Here is a 14,872-nt window from a genome sequence, read left to right as displayed (position 1 = left end):
TGTCTGCTCTGTTCGCCCAACAGATCAATGAGTTGAGTGAACGGAGCGGGGAAGTGCCCGGACACGACGTCCCGGCAGGTCCGGCATGGGGGGTGTGCCCTTACCTTTGTGTTGGTGATTGGATAGAGAAGGCACCTTGAATCGAGAGTGGATGGCATGAAGATTTACGTAGGTAATCTGTCGTACCGGATGACGGCCGACGAACTGAAAACCGTGTTCAGCCAATTTGGGCAGGTAGACAAGGTCGATATCATCATCGATCGCGATACCGGTCAGTCCAAGGGGTTTGGCTTCATTGAAATGCCTGTCAATGGCGAGGCCGAAAAAGCCATCGCCGGTTTGCATGGCACCGAGATTGGTGGCCGTACCATTACGGTCAACCAGGCCAAACCGAAGACAGATGCACCACGTGGTCGCCCCCAGCGTCATCGCTGAGCAGCCTCGATAACGCAAAACGGCATGGGTTTCCCCCATGCCGTTTTTGTTTGCGCCTCTGGTCGGTTCGTCAGGGCACGTCGTAACCGAGCGCCGCCTTGCGGATGCGGAACCACTGCTGGCGGCTGAGGACGATGGACTGGGAGGCCACGGCAGCGGCGATCCGCTCCCGCTTGCCGGAGCCTATCAGCGGCAGCGGCTGGCTTGGCAGCATCATGACCCAGGCATAGACCACCTGCTCGATCTGCTCGGCGCCCACCTCATGGCGGATCTGCTCGAGCTCGGCGCGCAGCGGGGCATATTCGGGGGCCTGGAACAGGCGTCCCCCCCCGAGGCAGGACCAGGCCATCGGCTTGATGCGCAGCTGCTGGCATTGATCCAGGGTGCCGTCCAGGGTGGTGCTCTGATTGAGCGGCGAGATCTCCAGCTGGTTGGTCACCAGCGGGAAGGGCAGGCGTGACTGTAGCAGCTCGAACTGACGGGCTGTGAAGTTGGAGACGCCGGCATGCTTGATCTTGCCCGCCTGCTTGAGGGTGATGAAAGCATCGGCCACCTCGTCGGCATCCATCAGGGGATCCGGGCGGTGGATCAGCAGCAGATCCAGGTGATCGGTGCCGAGCTTTTGCAGGGAGGCCTCGGCGCTGGCGATGATGTGCGCCTTGCCGGTGTTGTAGTGATTCAGCGCGTGCTCCGGCTTGGCGGTGAGGGCGATGCCGCACTTGCTGACGATCTCCATCCGGTTGCGCAGGGAGGGGTCAAGGCGCAGCGCCTCGCCGAAGGCCTGCTCGCACTGGTAGCCGCCATAGATGTCTGCGTGATCGATGGTGGTGACCCCCAGATCCAGGTGGTACTTCATCAGATCCAGCAGGGCGCTCGGGGAGAGTTGCCACTCCATCAGGCGCCAGTAGCCCATGATGAGACGGGAGAAGGTCGGGCCCTCGGGGTGGAGGGGGAGGCGAGATACAGACATGGAGGCTCCTTGGCTCATAAGGGTAAAAAGATGCTGCCCGCATCTTGGTCTCTTCTGGTTGGCAAGGCAATAATGCGGCTTTTGTTAATTCGAACTTTGGTTCTGAGGGAGAGGGAATGGACGGTTTTGCCGAACGCTTGCAGAGCTTGATCGGAACGGGCAGCGTCAGCGCTTTTGCCCGCAAGGTGGGGTTGAGCGAGGCTCTGATCCGTAAATATCTGAAGGGTGCTGAACCCGGGCTTGGCAAGGCGAACCAGATAGCCATGGCCGCCAACTGCTCGCTGGAGTGGCTCGCCACCGGCTGTGGCTACCTCTATCGACAGGCGGAGGTGGTGGATCGGGAAGCCCTGGAGGCGGCCGGCAGCCTGTTGCAGGAGCAGAAGCCCGGATTGTCGCTGCCGGAAGCAGACGCACAGGTGATCCTGCTCGCCTATTACCAGTTCTTGCGCAGCCACAAGCAGGCTGACGGGTTTCTCGATCTGGCGCGGGCCCGCGAATTTGGCAGGCACCTGCATGAGACATAAGCCCGGATGGGGATGGCCCGGCTACGGACAGGGATTATTCTGATACCCTCTAAACAGATGAGGGCAGCGGGGAGAGGGCGATGGGCTATCTGATCTTGGGCAGCGGCGGCTTGGGCACGGCACTGGCACATGAGTTGTCCGCTCGCGGCGAGGAGCTGGTGCTGGCTGGCCGGCAACTGCCAAAAGGGGTGGATCCCGCCTGTTATTTCCCGTTGCAGGAGGTGGACGCACTCTCCTTCGATGCCCTGTTCACCCTCTATGACACGGCGGCGTTGCCGAGCGTGGTGATCAACACCATAGGTCTGCTGCACGACATCAACTTCATGCCGGAGCGGCGGGTGGAGGAGGTCAACCCCAGGTGGCTGTGCGACAGCCTGCTGGCCAATGCCTGGCCGCACCTGGCTCTGGCCGCCTGCCTGAGCCGGCGCATGACGCCGGACACCCGGCTCTGGCTCTGCACCCTCTCCGATCTGGCCGGCAGCCTCGGCGCCAACGAGACGGGCAGCCGTTACAGCTACCGGATGAGCAAGGCGGCGCTCAACATGGGGGCGAAAACGCTGGCCCACGAGTGGCGCGAACGCTTTCCCGCCGCCGGAGTGATCACCGTCCATCCCGGGCTGATGGATACCCCCATGAATCAGCCCTTCCTGCATGAGCTGGCAACCGAGACCCTGCAGGATCCGGCGCTTGTGGCGCCGCGTCTGCTTGATCTTCTCAACCAGTTGTCGCCGGCCCAGTCCGGCAGCTTCCTCGACCTGCAGGGCCAGCCGCTGCCCTGGTAAGCCGTCACCGGCTTCACATTCCGGAAACGGTCCGCTTGCCAAGCCAGCCATGGCTGGCTAACGTCATGCTCCAGCTTCAGGAGGGATGTCATGCGCTATATCGATTTACGAAGTGATACGGTCACTCAGCCCACGGATGCCATGCGCCAGAGCATGCTGCATGCCGAGGTGGGGGATGATGTCTACGGGGAAGATCCCGGCGTCAATGCACTGGAGGCCCGCGGGGCCGAGCTGCTGGGCAAGGAGGCCGCGCTGTTTGTCCCCTCCGGCACCATGTCCAACCTGTTGGCGGTGATGAGCCATTGTCAGCGCGGGGAGGGGGCCATCGTGGGCCAAGGGGCCCACATCTATCGTTATGAAGCTCAGGGGAGCGCCGTGCTGGGCTCGGTCGCACTGCAGGCGGTGCCCATGCAGGCTGACGGTTCGCTGGCGGTGGCCGATGTGGCCGCGGCCATTGCCCCTGACGATGCCCATTTTGTGCAGACCCGGCTGGTCTGCCTCGAAAACACCCACAATGGCAAGGTGCTGCCGCTTCACTACCTGCAGGCGATGCGCGAGTTCGTCGACGAGCGCGGGCTACAGCTGCATCTGGACGGGGCGCGCCTGTTCAACGCCGCCGTGGCGAGCGGTCACGGTGTACACGAACTGGCCGCTCCCTTTGACAGCATCTCCATCTGCCTCTCCAAGGGGCTGGGGGCACCGGTGGGATCGCTGCTGGTGGGCTCTCGCGCCTTCATTGCCCGCGCCAGACGGCTGCGCAAGATGCTGGGGGGCGGCATGCGTCAGGCGGGGATCCTGGCCCAGGCCGGTCTGTTTGCCCTCGAACAGCACGTCGCCCGCCTGGCGGACGATCACCGCCGGGCCAGACGTCTGGCCGAGGGGTTGGCCGCCTTGCCCGGCATCACCCTGGATCTGGCCCAGGTGCAGACCAACATGGTCTTCCTGCAGCTGGCAAAAGAGCAGAGCGGTCCCCTGCTTGCCTTCATGAAGGAGCGGGGGATCCTCTTCTCCGGTTACGGCGAGATGCGGCTGGTGATCCATCTGCAGATCACCGATGACGACATCGACGAGGTGATCGACGCCTTCACCGAGTACCTCGGGGCCCGCTGAGCGCCTCACAACAAAACAGGGCGCCTTGGCGCCCTGTTTTCATTGTGCAGTGAAGAGTCTTCATCCCTGGCGCTGGCCGCTCATCAGCATGGCCTCGTCGGTGGCGTCGTAGATCATCACGGCGATGTGGGTTACCTGACCGCCGAAGTCGGCCAGCGGCACCAGGGTCAGGTTCTGGAACATGTGGGGCGCTGAGCCCGTGATGGGGCGGTAGTTGGAGAAGCGCAGCAGATAGGGTTTCTGCTCCCAGGTGCTGAAGGCGCGGTTGTTGAGCTTGAACACCATGTTGGCCTTGCGTTCGAACCAGGCGCGATCCACGTCGGGGAAGAGGTCGAACAGCACGCCATCGCGCACCTCACCGGCCAGCCGGCCGCTGTGGCTCTCCATGAAGCCGTTCCACACCTGCACCCTGTACTCCTTGTCGAGCACGACCAGCCCCACGTCCAGGTTCTGGACTATGTTCATCAGCCAATGAAATTCACGGATTTCCATGGTCACTCCTAGAGCATGTGCATGATTTTGTTGTTCATGGTGGCGATGGAATCTTCGGTAAACAGCAGCAGCAGATCGCACTGCACCGCATAATCCTGGACCCGGTAGTTGATCTCGATGGCCAGCGTGCGGCGCCAGCGACTCTTGTTAGTGTTGATGAGCTCGTTGATGGGTCTGTGCTGGCCGAGCACCACGGGGTGACCCTGACTGAAGGGGGTATCGAGCTGGCTGGCGTAGCCGCGCAGGAAGGCGCCGATCAGCACGTTGGCGGTGTCCATCAAGAGCTCCAGCTCGGCGTTGCGATCGAGTGTGCCCTGATGGTTCATCAGCCGGGCCAGATCCTTGAAGCTGGAGTCGTGAAACAGGATCAGCGCCTCGCCGGCGATGCCCGCGCCGATGAAGCCCTGGCAGACGGCGGAGAGGGTGTCCGAGTCGGCGGCGGCCGAGAGGGCCATGTGCAGTTCGGATACCTCCAGCACGTTGACGTTGGGGATGGGCAGCACCACGAAGGCGTTGAGCAGGCGGGCCAGCAGGTCGGCGGCCTGACCCATGGAGACATTGGCGAGCTCCTGATAGGCATCGCGTACTTCGGGGCTGATCTTGATGCCGGTATCGACGCTGCCGGCATCGACCATCGCCTGAGCTGCGGGGCTGGCGGCTTCCGGTACGGCGCTACCCTTGGCCTGCCACAGATCATGCTGCTTCAACAGGGCGCTGAGAGTCTCCGGGGCGGCCGGTTTCTTGATGAAGTCGAGCGCCCCCAGTCCCATCACCCGCTGATAGGCTTCCGGCTGGATGTCGCCGGAGACCACGATCACCTTGTTGCGCAGCCCTTCGCGCTTGAGGGTCTCCAGTACGCCGTAGCCGTCCATCTCCGGCATGGTCAGATCCAGAAAGATCAGATCCCCATGCCCCATCAGGACCTGCTCTATCCCTTCCAGCCCGTTGGCGGCGTAGTGGAGCGTCACGTCCCAGTCTGCGGGGAGGGCGCGGGCCAGCTGTTTACGGGCGAATCCTGAGTCATCACATATCAATACATTCATAGTGTTAGGCCGGCCTGGTCAACGAGGATTGCTATAAGTGTGGCCCGCCAACGGTCAGATGCAATGAGACAGGCTGGTCGCCGGTGAAAATTGGTTGTCCCACTGCAGGCTCCGGTAGCGCGCTGAGTATTTTTCAACAAAATCAGCGAACATCTTAACACGCAACGGGGCAAACTGAGGTTGGCAACGCAACATGTAGAAGGGGCGGTTGCCGGTTTTCCAGTCGGGCAGCACCGCGACCAGCTGCTCATCCTGCAGGAAGGGGTGCACGTAGTGGAGCGGGGCGTTGACGATCCCCAGGTGCCGTCTGGCCGCGCGAACGGCGGCCTGGGTCTGGTTGACGGTGAGCCTGGCGGCCCGCTTGATCTGCATCGTCTGCTCCTCCCGGTCGGTCAGTTGCCAGTGCTGATGGGGCCAGCAGTAGATGAGCGCATGCTCCTCCAGCTGGCCCGGATGGGAGGGGGTGCCCATCTTCTCCAGATAGAGGGGGGAGGCAAACAGGCCGTATTCGATGTGACCTAGGCAGAGCGCATTGGGCAGGGACTGGGGGAGCTCACCGTTGAAAAACACCAGATCCCGGTCGTTGTCGAATAGGTGTTGATGATCGTTGGTCTGGGTGATGTCGAACTGCACCTCGGGGTAGCGCAGACCAAAGTCCGCCAGCATGTCGACCAGGATGGTGTTGGAGAGGGCGATGGGGGCTGCCAGGCGAATTACGCCGTTGAGGTCGGCCTCTTTGCCCTGGATCTCGCCGGTGGCCTGCTCGATTTCACCGAGCGGGGTGCACAGGCGCTCGTAGTAGCGCAGTCCTTCATCGGTCAGGCGGAGTTTGCGGGTGGATCTGTGTAGCAAGGAGCAGCCGAGCTGCTCTTCCAGCTGAGAAATACGTCGACTGATGGTGCCGGTGGGCATGCCCAGTGCAGCGGCCGCGTGGGAGAAGCCTCCCTCTTGTACCACCTTGACGAACAGATAGAACTCTTCGATGTACTTCATAAGCGGTGTTCTGGGTGTAACAAGGCAGTGACCTTAAGAAGTGCGGCCAGCCTTGGCAAGCTCAATCCGGCGTTTAATTGATCTGGATTAGATTCGACTCCCGCTGATACTGGTGCAAAAGTCGGACAAATTCGGCCGGATCCCGGTCCAGGCTGTTGTCCGGCACCAGCAGATCGTAGCCGAGCAGATCACGCAGCCGGGTCATGCGGTTGGCCAGCATGGCGATCACCCCCTCATAGCGTTGACCGGAGGGGGAGCGAAAGTGACTCTCCTCCAGCAAGCCTTCCCCCTGAAAGGGGTCGCCGCAGCCCCCGCCGATGCATTCGGGTTGCTCACTGCGCAGTGCCTGCAACAGGACGCCACGCTGCTCGGTCAGCAGGCGCACTGCCAATCTGGGTGTGATCAATGTCAAAAAATCGTCGTAATCTTTGATCTTCAAACCTATGTAGGGCAGGGGGACCAGATCCCAGCCCAGATGAATGCGTGGCTGGTCGATTCGCTGAATATTTCTCCATTTCAGGATCCAACCGCCGTATTTGTGGTGATATTGCAGACAATCGTGACAGAGCGACAGGCTGAAATGGGGCTCGACCAGCTTCAATGAGCCGATAAAGATCATCATCAGACCCGCCAACAGGCCGGAGACTGGGGGGATTAGTGGTTGTTCACCGAGTAAAAAAAGTATAAAAATCATAGCAATGCTTACTATGATGCCCAACAATACCAACGTGAGTCCGTTTTTCCTGACCATGGGTTTCACATGTAGCGTTTTCATATGAAGTCAGCCCCTTGCGCATGCTTGTTTCCATTATGGGCTGGATCCGATTTTGTACCAGCATCGGTTGCCCGGGAGGGCTCTCCGCCGCTGGGTTTCCCAGTGATCACATACCATGAATCACCATATTAGATGAATACGCTAGACGAACGGTTATTGAACGGGATGGATGTGTTGCATACCCCAATCTGGGTGTATGACATCCGGCATCACCATATCTATTGGGCCAATCGCGCCGCCTTGAACGTGTGGGAAGCCAGCTCGCTGGACGAACTGCAGTCGCGTGATTTCTCGGCCGACATGGCACAGGCCATCGATCTGCTGTTGCAGCGCTACCTCGGGGACTTTCAGCAGGGGCGCAGCTACAGCGAGTGGTGGACCCTCTCCCCAAAGGGGGTCAAGAAACAGGTTTATTTGCGCCTCTCCGGCATCCAGCTGGCGGGGCGGCTGATGATGATGACCGAGGCGGTCATCGATGCCGACACCCTCTATCAGGAGTCCTCCCTCGCCACCGGCGATACCTTGGCCTGCCTGTTTGACAACCTGGGGCGGCTCGAGAGCGGCAATCACCACTTCGAGATGTGCTTCGGTGATGAGGTACATCACCTCTCCCAGCTCTTCTCCGGCAATGACGACGCTTTCTACCAGAAGCTCTCCCGGCTCGATGAAGTGGTGGCCGAGGGGGAGTGCCGCACCCTCAAGGGGATGCGCTGGTTTCAGTACCAGTTTCGTCACATCCAGCAGGGGGCCCAGATCCTGCTCACCATGCGTGACATCACCGACCGTAAGCTGGAGGAGCTGGAGCATCGCCACCTGGCCTGGCACGACTCGCTGACCGGGCTGCTCAATCGCTATGGCTTGATGAAATCGCTGGAAGCCTATTGCGGGCTGGGCGGGCGTTTCGCCCTGGTGTTCATGGACCTGGACAACTTCAAGCTGGTCAACGACAACTACGGCCACAAGGCCGGTGACCGGCTGCTGGAGCGCGTCGCCGGCCGGCTCAAGCAGATCTGTCCGCGCGATGTGGAGCTGGCCCGGCTCGGTGGCGACGAATTTACCGCGCTGGTGCCGCTCAGCCACTCCAGCGATCGGGCGCAGGAGGTGGCCGACCTCATGCTCTCCCAGATGACCAAGCCGTTGCAGCTGAGCGGGGTGCCCGAGGTGACCATCGGCGGCAGCATCGGCATCGCCATCTATCCGGATGATGCGGACGACGGCGACAATCTCATCACCCGCGCCGACATGGCCATGTACCAGGCCAAGCAGATGGGGCGGCTGCGCTGGCAGCGCTTCACCCCCAGCATGCAGCAGACCCTGCATCGCAAGCTGACCCTGAAACAATTCCTGGCCAAGGCCATCGGGCGGGGGGAGCTCAGCCTCTGCTACCAGCCCCAGGTGGATGTGGCAAAAGGCAGGTTGCTCGGGTACGAGGCGCTGCTGCGCTGGCATAATCCCGTATTGGGCCATGTCTCGCCGGTGGAATTCATCCCGCTGGCGGAAGAGATGGGGCTCATTCGCGAGATAGGTGGCTGGGTGTTGTCGACGGCACTGGCCCAGATGGCACACTGGCAGAAGGAGTGGCGGGTGAGCGTGCCGGTGTCGGTCAATCTCTCCGGCTTTCAGCTCTCGTCCTCCCTGCCGGAGCTGGTGGCCCAGCAGCTCAAGGAGTTTGGCGTGGATGCCGGCCTGCTCACGCTGGAGCTGACCGAGACGGTATTGATGCTGGACATGAAGGGGTGCATCGAGATCCTCGATGGCCTGAGCGAGCAAGGGATCAAGATTGCCATCGATGACTTCGGCACCGGCTACTCGTCGCTGGCCTATCTCAACCGGCTGCCCATCGACACCATCAAACTGGATCGCTCCTTCGTGGTGGGGCTCAACCTGCCGGTGATCCGGGCCACCGTCGCCATGGCCACCAGCCTGGGCCTTGGCATCATGGCCGAAGGGGTGGAGGACGAACACGAACTGGCCGCCCTGCGCACCCAGGGCTGCCACGTGTTTCAGGGTTTTTTGTTCAGCAAGCCGATGTCGGTGGCGCAGGTGGAAGAGAGCGGCTTCGTGGTCAGCTGCAAGGCGGGCAACTATCCGCTGGCCGGTTAGCCGGTCGTGCTGTGACGCGAGCGCGGGGGGCCTTGGGCCCCCCGCTGTTTTTGGGTAGAGTGTGGGCTTCTTCATATGGAGGCAACATGAACCCGACTCTCGACCTTATTCTTGCCCATCGCTCCATTCGTCAATTCACCGCCGACCCCATCAGCGAGGCCCAGCTCGACCAGATCCTGAGTGCGGCCCAGGCCGCCTCCAGCTCCAGCTTTCTGCAGGCCAACAGCATCATCCGGGTGACCGACAAGGCCCTGCGCAGCCAGCTTGCCGAACTGGCGGGGCATCAAGCCTATGTGGCCCAGGCGGCCGAGTTCCTGCTCTTTTGTGCCGATTATCATCGCCACTGCGAGGTGGTACCGGATGCCCAGACCGGCTTTGTCGAGCAGTTGCTGATCGGCGCCATCGATGGTGCCCTGATGGCCCAGAATGCCCTGCTGGCAGCCCAATCCATGGGGCTTGGCGGTGTCTACATCGGCGGGATCCGCAACAACCCGGCTGCGGTGAGCGAGGCGGTGGGTCTGCCGCATCAGGTGATCCCGCTGTTCGGCCTCTGTCTCGGCCATCCCGCCCAGGCACCCGAACAGAAACCCCGTTTGCCCCGCGTTCTGGTGGTGCATGAAAACCGTTATCAGACCGAACTGGATCGGGAGCTGCTTGCCAGCTATGACCGGCAGATCGAGGCGTATTACCAGTCCCGCAGCAGCAACAACAAGCAGCAGAGCTGGAGCGGCCAGATCCGGGGCATTCTTGGCAAGGAGGCGCGGCCCTTCATGCAGGATTTCCTGCGATCCCGGGGCTTTAGCCTCAAGTAATGAGCCCGATGGGCGATACTAAGGAGTAATGGCGGTGTCGCCAGCGCCGCGTGATCCCGGTTTTCCCCCGTGTTTGTGCCCACCTTGCGGCACAAATCGGGGGCAAGCCTTGCGGTGCGGACTACCTTAACTAGGTAAGCTGTTGTAGGATCACGCAATTGAATTGGGACAGGAGTTTGGACTTCCTATGATTTTAACCTTGGTATTGCTGTCTATTGGCGCACTCCTGTTTCTGGTCATCGCCTATAACGTGATGCAGCAATATAAGCAGAAGGCTGAGGCCGACAAGCGTCACGCCATCGCCCGCTACAAGTCGGTGGTTGATGAAACCGAAGAGATGCTGCTCAACGTCAACCTGGTGCCCTTCTCCAAGAACATAGTGCTGCTGTTGCAGCACAGGATCCTCGATGCCTATCGCGCCATCGCCCTGGTGATGCCCAATGCCCAGATCAAGCAGCGCATTGTCGACGTGCAGACCCAGATCAAGAACGTGCAGGAGAACTACAGCAGCCAGGATGAGGGGCATTTCAAGACCCCCGAATCGGATCGTCAGGCCATCCAGATGTTGCAGCTGGTCAAGAAGATGCGGGCCGTGCTGCGGGTCGAGCACAACAAGGGCAAGATAGATCCGCAGGGCTTTGCCCAGGAGGATCGCCGCCTCGAGCTGATGCAGCTCAAGGTCAACATCGCCAACCTGGTGAAGCGGGCCATGGATGCCCAGATCCAGGGGCAATACGGCACCTGCCGCCAGCTCTACACCAAGGGGCTCTCCGCCCTGGCCAGCGTCGCGGATAAAGATCCCTACCTGATGGCGCGGGAAGAGGACATGCGGCAGGGGCTGGCCGGACTCGACGCCCATCTGCAGGAGCACAGCGAAAAAGAGCTGCAAAACATCAAGGACAAAGAGGCGGACGAACTGGACGTCTTGTTCCAACCCAAGAAGAAATGGTGATCATGTCACATCCACTCGATACCACACTGGGGCCGATGGCCCCATTTGTTTGCCAGCTGTTGACCGAGCTGGACGCACTTGCCATCCATCCCGCCGCCATCGAGGTCGACCACCTCTGCTATCGGGCTGCCACACTGGTGGAGTACCTGACCCTGAAGGGGCTGCTGGCAACCCATGGCGACCTGCTGGTGGAGGGGATGATCGGCGGACGGCCCATCGCCACCTACCGCCTGCATCAACCAGTGCCCCATGCCCACGGCAGCGTGCCCTGCATCGAGCTGGCGGCGCCGAAACCCGATCGCAGCCATCAGGCCGGGCTGGAACATATCGAGCTGGTGGTGCCTTCGCTGGACGCCTTGCTGACGGCCCATCCCGAGGTGGCCTTCAAGACCGGCAACCTGAATGATGAACGCAATCCCGATGTGGCGGTGATGCTGGCCTCTGGGCAGATCAAATTCCATCTGCGCACCTTGGCCGAGGTGATCGAGGAAGAGGTGGCGAGCGGCGCCGTGGTGCCGGTGCCTGCCGGCTACTACGACCAGGCTTGATGAAACGGGGCCGCTTGACCGGCCCCGTTTCATAGCCGAGATAGCATCAAGGATGGCAGATGCGGGGGCGGGCGGGGCGTCCCTTCAAGTGACCGAGCCAGAGGCTCAATCCCGCCGTGATGACCAGTACCAGCTCGATGCCGAGCACCAATCCCCCGAGTCCTCCCTGCTCCCAGAAGGGGTGAAGATAAAGTCCACCCAGACTGGCCCCCAGATAGTAACCCACCAGATAGAGCGATGAGGCGAGCGCCCGGTTGTGTTCCACGTGCTGGCCGACCCAGGCGCTGGCGCAGGCGTGGGCAAGGAAAAAGCCGAAACTCGAGATGAGCAGGCCTGAGAGGATGGCGCCGAGCGAGCCGCACAGCAGCAGGGCGCTGCCGAGCGCCATCAGGGCTATGCCGACCAGCAGCAGACGCTGTGCCCCCCAGCGATGGGCGCAGCGCCCGCTGAGGGAGGAGGCCACCGTCCCCGACAGATAGGTCAGAAACAACATGCCGAGCCACTGGGTCGGCAAGGAGAAGGGGGGGCTGGCCAGCAGGAAGGTGAGGTAGCTGAATTGGTTCAGAAACACCATGAAGTTGAGGCCGCCGATGAGGTAGGCCCCCACCAGCAGCGGATTGCCGAGGTGGCTGGTGATGGCCTGGCGAAACTGGCCCGGCTTGGCGATGACGGGCACGAAGCGGGTCTGGGCCGGCAGCAGCCAGATGACGAGGGGCAGCAGCGCCAGGCTGATGAGGCCGATGCCGAGAAAGGTGTGCTGCCAGTCGCCAAACCAGCCGGCCAGCAGACCGCCGACCACCCGACCGGCGATGCCCCCCAGCGAGTTGGCGGCGATGTAGACGCCGACGGCGGAGAGCAGGGCCCGCTTGCTGAACTCTTCCCCCATGTAGGCGATGGCGGTGGCGGGCAGCCCTGCCAGCAGCACACCCTGCAGGATCCGCAACAGCAACAGCTGTTCAAACTGGCTGACCAGGCTGATGAGCAGGGAGATCAGGATGGCACCGGCCAGGCTCCACAACATGATCCGGCGCCGACCGAAGCGATCCGCCAGCCGGGCGCAGACGAGCAGCGAGACAGCGAGCCCAGCGGTGCAGCCAGCCAGAGCCCAGCCGGCCGACAGCGAGCTGACGGAAAACACCTCGGCCAGCAGCGGCAGCAGGGGGTGGGTCTGATAGAGATTGAGAAACACCAGGAAGGAGCCCAGGCTGAGGGCCAGGGTGGCGCGGATCCATTCACGACTACCGACTTCGATCATATGCAATTTTCCTGACAGCTTTGTTGCAGGTTAGTGCGCGCCAGAACATAAATATAATATATTTAAGTTATCCATCTGATAAACCAAATTGATATGGACCTCAAACAGCTCACCTATCTGCTGGCGGTGCGGGATGCCGGCTCCTTTACCAAGGCGGCCAACGGGTTGCACGTGGCGCAGCCCGCCATCAGCATGGCCATCGCCAAGCTGGAGCAACAGCTCGATCTGCGCCTGTTCGACCGCCAGGATCGCAACGTGCGGCTCACCCCGGAAGGGGAGGTGCTCTGCCGCCATGCCGAGCGCCTGCTGCGCCAGATGCACCAGGCCGAGGCCGAGATGGCCGAACTCAAGGGACTGGAGCGCGGAGAAGTGCGCATCGGCATCCCCTACATGATGGGCTCCTATTACTTCCCGCCGATCCTGATGGCCTTCAAGCACCGCTACCCCGGCCTCAAGATCCGGGTGGAGGAGGCGGGTACCCGCGAGCTGTTGAGCCGGATGGTGGACGGTTCGCTGGATCTCGCCATCCTCATCACCAGCGATCTGCCGCCGGCGCTGGAAGGGGCCCAGCTGCTGCGTGAAGAGATGCTGGTGGTGGTGGGGGAGGAGCATCCGCTGCGTCAGGCCAGGAGTGTGTCGCTGAGCGAGTTTTTCAGTCAGGAGCTGGCGATGTTTCGCCGCGGTTTCTATCACCGCGAGCACATGGAAGCGCTGGCTCAGGGACTGGGCTGCGAGCCCGACATCGCCTTTGAGAGCAATCTCATCCCGCTGCTCAAGGCGGTGGTAAAGCAGGGTTTTGCGGTGACCACCTTCTTGCGGATGGCGCTGGACGAAGAGCCGGCCCTGACCGGGATCCCGTTCGCGCCCCCGATCTTTCTCGATCTCTGCGTGGCGTGGCGGCGGGGGGATCCGCTCTCCATGGCCAACCGGGCTTTGCGGGATTTTCTGCTGGCGCAGGCACAGCCATAAATGGCCAAGAAGGAAAGGCTATCAGGCAAAAGTTTGTTAGTATTAGTTCAAGTCGCCTTTAGAGCCTAACATCATGAAACTCCAACAATTGCGTTATATCGTTGAGGTTGCCAACCACAGACTGAACGTGTCGGCAACGGCAGAGAGTCTCTACACCTCTCAGCCAGGGATCAGCAAGCAGGTGCGCATGCTGGAAGATGAGCTGGGGATCCAGATTTTCGAGCGTAGCGGCAAACACCTGACCCAGATCACCCCGGCTGGACGGGACGTGATCAAGATTGCCAATGAGATCCTGGGCAAGGTGGAGAGCATCAAGTCGGTGGCGAGTCAGCACACTCACCCCGAACAGGGCACGCTCCATATCGCGACGACCCACACCCAGGCCCGTTATGCACTGCCTGACGTGATAAAAGGCTTCATCAAGCGCTTTCCCAAGGTCTCCCTGCACATGCACCAGGGCACGCCGACCCAGATCAGCGAAGCCGTGGTCAAGGGACAGGCGGACTTTGCCATCGCCACCGAGGCGCTGCACCTGTACGAAGATCTCATCATGCTGCCTTGCTATCACTGGAACCGCAGCGTGATCGTCCCCAAGGGCCACCCGTTGACCCAGGTCGGCAAGCTCTCCATCGCCGACATCGCCCGCTTCCCGCTGGTGACCTATGTGTTCGGCTTTACCGGCCGCTCCGAACTCGATACCGCCTTCAACCGGGCCGGTTTCGAGCCCAACATCGTCTTCACCGCCACCGATGCGGACGTGATCAAGACCTATGTCCGGCTGGGGGTGGGGATCGGCGTGATGGCGACCATGGCGCTGGATCCCCAGGTCGATACCGATCTGGTGGCTCTCGATGCCAGCCACCTGTTTGCCCACAGCACCACCAAGATCGGCTTTCGCAAGGGCTCCTTCCTGCGCACCTACATGTATGACTTCATGACCCGCTTTGCCCCCCATCTGACCCGGGACGTGGTGGAGCGGGCCATTGCCCTGCGCTCCAGCGACGACGTGGATGCCATGTTTGCCGATATCGAGCTGCCCATCCGCTAGCGCCGCGGCGATACGAGAGCAACAAAAAACGCCTCCCGATGGGAGGCGTTTTTCATGGCAA

16 protein-coding genes are annotated in these 14,872 nt (G+C 61.5%); 10 read left to right on the top strand and 6 right to left on the bottom strand.

Annotated elements, in window-relative coordinates; translation table 11 throughout:
• Positions 1–156 precede the first annotated feature (156 nt).
• Positions 157–435 (top strand): RNA-binding protein, encoded by a 279-nt coding sequence (locus ACB033_RS09935; RefSeq protein WP_005299863.1) that lies wholly within the window; start codon positions 157–159, stop codon positions 433–435.
• A 70-nt stretch (positions 436–505) separates the two neighbouring features.
• Here the strand turns inward: ACB033_RS09935 and ACB033_RS09930 are convergent, their stop codons facing one another.
• Positions 506–1,405 (bottom strand): aldo/keto reductase family oxidoreductase, encoded by a 900-nt coding sequence (locus ACB033_RS09930; RefSeq protein WP_005299866.1) that lies wholly within the window; start codon positions 1,403–1,405, stop codon positions 506–508.
• A gap of 116 nt (positions 1,406–1,521) precedes the next feature.
• Here ACB033_RS09930 and ACB033_RS09925 point away from each other — a divergent pair, with 116 nt between their 5' ends.
• From ACB033_RS09925 to ltaE, 3 genes are all read left to right on the top strand, one after another.
• Positions 1,522–1,929 (top strand): helix-turn-helix transcriptional regulator, encoded by a 408-nt coding sequence (locus tag ACB033_RS09925; RefSeq protein ID WP_139724645.1) that lies wholly within the window; start codon positions 1,522–1,524, stop codon positions 1,927–1,929.
• 80 nt (positions 1,930–2,009) lie between these two features.
• Entirely contained in the window at positions 2,010–2,711 is a 702-nt protein-coding gene (locus tag ACB033_RS09920) for a short-chain dehydrogenase (RefSeq protein WP_139724647.1), read from the top strand.
• Positions 2,712–2,801: 90 nt separating this feature from the next.
• Positions 2,802–3,821 carry a low-specificity L-threonine aldolase gene (gene ltaE, locus ACB033_RS09915; RefSeq protein WP_139724649.1) on the top strand — a complete coding sequence of 340 codons (1,020 nt, stop codon included), beginning with the start codon at positions 2,802–2,804 and terminating at the stop codon, positions 3,819–3,821.
• Between the two features lie 60 nt (positions 3,822–3,881).
• Here ltaE and ACB033_RS09910 read toward each other — a convergent pair whose 3' ends face one another.
• The 4 genes from ACB033_RS09910 to ACB033_RS09895 all read right to left on the bottom strand — a co-directional run bounded on the left by ACB033_RS09910 (position 3,882) and on the right by ACB033_RS09895 (position 7,124).
• On the bottom strand, positions 3,882–4,313 hold the full coding sequence (locus tag ACB033_RS09910) for a PAS domain-containing protein (protein ID WP_162519823.1): 432 nt from the start codon (positions 4,311–4,313) through the stop codon (positions 3,882–3,884).
• A gap of 8 nt (positions 4,314–4,321) precedes the next feature.
• Positions 4,322–5,356, bottom strand: a complete 1,035-nt coding sequence (locus ACB033_RS09905) for a response regulator (RefSeq protein ID WP_042008168.1) — start codon at positions 5,354–5,356, stop codon at positions 4,322–4,324.
• Between the two features lie 54 nt (positions 5,357–5,410).
• On the bottom strand, positions 5,411–6,349 hold the full coding sequence (locus ACB033_RS09900) for a LysR family transcriptional regulator (protein WP_139724653.1): 939 nt from the start codon (positions 6,347–6,349) through the stop codon (positions 5,411–5,413).
• A gap of 73 nt (positions 6,350–6,422) precedes the next feature.
• On the bottom strand, positions 6,423–7,124 hold the full coding sequence (locus ACB033_RS09895; RefSeq protein WP_005299887.1) for a DUF2982 domain-containing protein: 702 nt from the start codon (positions 7,122–7,124) through the stop codon (positions 6,423–6,425).
• Positions 7,125–7,289: 165 nt separating this feature from the next.
• Between ACB033_RS09895 and ACB033_RS09890 the strand changes: the two genes are divergently transcribed.
• From ACB033_RS09890 to ACB033_RS09875, 4 genes are all read left to right on the top strand, one after another.
• Positions 7,290–9,227 (top strand): bifunctional diguanylate cyclase/phosphodiesterase, encoded by a 1,938-nt coding sequence (locus ACB033_RS09890; RefSeq protein ID WP_010634259.1) that lies wholly within the window; start codon positions 7,290–7,292, stop codon positions 9,225–9,227.
• Between the two features lie 86 nt (positions 9,228–9,313).
• The gene (gene nfsA / locus ACB033_RS09885; RefSeq protein WP_139724655.1) at positions 9,314–10,039 is read left to right on the top strand and encodes an oxygen-insensitive NADPH nitroreductase; all 726 of its coding nucleotides are present in this window, start codon (positions 9,314–9,316) and stop codon (positions 10,037–10,039) included.
• Between the two features lie 187 nt (positions 10,040–10,226).
• The gene (locus tag ACB033_RS09880) at positions 10,227–10,991 is read left to right on the top strand and encodes a hypothetical protein (protein WP_005299895.1); all 765 of its coding nucleotides are present in this window, start codon (positions 10,227–10,229) and stop codon (positions 10,989–10,991) included.
• Complete coding sequence (locus tag ACB033_RS09875) at positions 10,985–11,539, top strand: VOC family protein (protein WP_162519824.1); 555 nt, start codon at positions 10,985–10,987, stop codon at positions 11,537–11,539. The genes ACB033_RS09880 and ACB033_RS09875 overlap by 7 nt, the downstream gene beginning before the upstream one ends.
• Before the next feature lie 46 nt (positions 11,540–11,585).
• On the opposite strand, the gene ACB033_RS09870 is transcribed toward ACB033_RS09875, so the two are convergent.
• Positions 11,586–12,794 (bottom strand): MFS transporter, encoded by a 1,209-nt coding sequence (locus ACB033_RS09870; protein ID WP_139724660.1) that lies wholly within the window; start codon positions 12,792–12,794, stop codon positions 11,586–11,588.
• Between the two features lie 93 nt (positions 12,795–12,887).
• Between ACB033_RS09870 and ACB033_RS09865 the strand changes: the two genes are divergently transcribed.
• Together ACB033_RS09865 and cysB are read left to right on the top strand one after the other, a co-directional pair.
• The gene (locus ACB033_RS09865; RefSeq protein ID WP_139724662.1) at positions 12,888–13,763 is read left to right on the top strand and encodes a LysR family transcriptional regulator; all 876 of its coding nucleotides are present in this window, start codon (positions 12,888–12,890) and stop codon (positions 13,761–13,763) included.
• Positions 13,764–13,836: 73 nt separating this feature from the next.
• Positions 13,837–14,811 (top strand): HTH-type transcriptional regulator CysB, encoded by a 975-nt coding sequence (gene cysB / locus ACB033_RS09860; RefSeq protein WP_010634254.1) that lies wholly within the window; start codon positions 13,837–13,839, stop codon positions 14,809–14,811.
• Positions 14,812–14,872 lie beyond the last annotated feature (61 nt).

Source organism: Aeromonas sp. S15(2024) (assembly GCF_041402265.1).
Classification (GTDB): Bacteria; Pseudomonadota; Gammaproteobacteria; order Enterobacterales; family Aeromonadaceae; genus Aeromonas; species Aeromonas dhakensis.
This window is presented reverse-complemented; position numbering and strand designations above follow the sequence as displayed.